Source organism: Priestia sp. P5_B4, from assembly GCF_056400385.1.
The window spans coordinates 1-1,928 of record NZ_JBFULJ010000732.1 but is presented as its reverse complement, the minus strand read 5'-3'; the positions used below and the strand labels follow the sequence as shown (position 1 = coordinate 1,928).

Here is a 1,928-nt window from a genome sequence, read left to right as displayed (position 1 = left end):
ATAGCTGTTCTTATGGTTGCAGTATCTTTCATCTTACATGGTGTAAATGATTATATCGTAGGAAAGAACAAAGCGCGAGGAACTGTTATTATACTATTGAGTGTTCTTTTTACTCTCTATAATTTACTAAGAATCTTTTTTTTATGATGAAAATAAGAATCTTACACTTGCAAGGAACGAGGAGTTTTTATGTTTAAGAAAATAGTAAAATGTTATGATTACAAATTTATTGTAGCCTTAATTGTTCTAAGCCTTATCGGTTTAGTCATGGTTTACAGTGCTAGTATGGTAACGGCTGTTAGTCGTTACGGTGTTGAAGGGGATTATTTTTATCAAAAGCAAAAACTTGCCCTTATAGCAGGCTTCTTCTTTTTCTGTGTTTCTGCTTTTATTCCCTATAAAATTTATCGAGAAAAAAAAGTGTTGAAAATTTTATTAGTAACAGTAATTACGCTTCTTGCTTTGGTCCTTATTTTTGGACATACCGCCGGGAATGCACAAAGTTGGCTTATACTGGGGCCGATTAGAATCCAACCACTAGAATTTACGAAACTTACAATTATTGTATATCTATCGGCTGTTTTTGCGAATAAACAAGAGTATATAAACGATTTAAAGCGCGCTATTATTCCGCCTATCCTTATCGTGTTTTTTATTTGTTTCTTAATTGCTTTACAACCCGATTACGGTGGAATTCTCCTTATTTTAGGAACTGTTTCAGCGATAGTTTTATGTTCAGGCATCTCTAGAAAATCCATGCTAAAGATTGCTTTACTGGGAGTAGTAGGTGTGGTCATTATGCTAATCGTTTTATTAGTAACAGGACAGATGGCTACCGTTTTTTCTCCTGTTCGTTTAGCTCGTTTTACTGGGTTTCTCCATCCATTTGCGAATCAGCAAGGGGATGGATACCAATTGGTTAACTCCTACCTAGCTATAGGAACTGGGGGACTATCAGGTGAAGGGTTAGGACARGGCATTCAAAAGGCTGGTTATCTACCTGAGTCTCATACAGATTTTATTATGGCAGTTATTGCTGAAGAATTAGGCTTTTGGGGAGTGCTGCTTGTATTAGGGTTGCTATTTTTTATTATTTTACAAGGCTTAAAAATTGCTAAAAGATGCAACGATCCTTTTGGTGCCTTATTAGCTATCGGTATTTCCGTTATGATTGGCATTCAAGCATTTGTTAACCTAGGAGCAGTAACTGGACTTCTTCCTATCACAGGTGTAACGTTGCCTTTTGTAAGTTATGGTGGTTCTTCTCTTACATTGCTTATGTTTGCTGTAGGAGTACTAGCAAATATATCTATGTTTAATAAATTCGAAAAGAAATACAAACACAAAGTAACAGATCCAAGGGAACTAAAAAGTGTCTAATGATTTACATGAATGACATTTCTATGAAAATTATTGAGAGAAAAATAAAATTATAAATAAAAGACACTGGTTAAGAGCCAGTGTCTTTTATTTATGGAAGGAGGTTAAGTTTGTAGTATTGCTAAAGGAATAAAAAGATCTATTAGAAATCCTCTTATGTACGATTCATATACTTCCCTAAAAATCTTTATGTAGAAGATAAAAATTATTCCCTTCGAAAAAATTGCAAGGCGCTATAAACGACCCATAGAAAACAGGCCACCATAACTTGTTTTTCTATGCAAAGAATAATTGTCCATAGGATCACTAAAGTTAAAATAGGAATAGATAACTTTCTTATCATTCACACCTTTCCTTTCTTCATTATTCTCCTATCTATATTCATGAAAACGTAGTGAATTGCCTTTTTTGTGCAAAAAAAAGACGCCTATTATGGCGCCTATATCCAACGAAATAGTTTGGAAAAGGGGAAAGATGTTAACTCTAAGAATTAACATGATCTTATTTGGTCTTTACCCTTTTTAAAAGAAAAAAAACAATTGATATAC

1 protein-coding gene is annotated in these 1,928 nt (G+C 33.8%); it reads left to right on the top strand.

What is annotated here, in order from left to right; genetic code table 11:
• Positions 1 to 189: 189 nt before the first annotated feature.
• Positions 190 to 1,380, top strand: a complete 1,191-nt coding sequence (gene ftsW, locus AC1DRF_RS25295) for a putative lipid II flippase FtsW (protein ID WP_427077216.1) — start codon at positions 190 to 192, stop codon at positions 1,378 to 1,380.
• Positions 1,381 to 1,928: the final 548 nt, after the last annotated feature.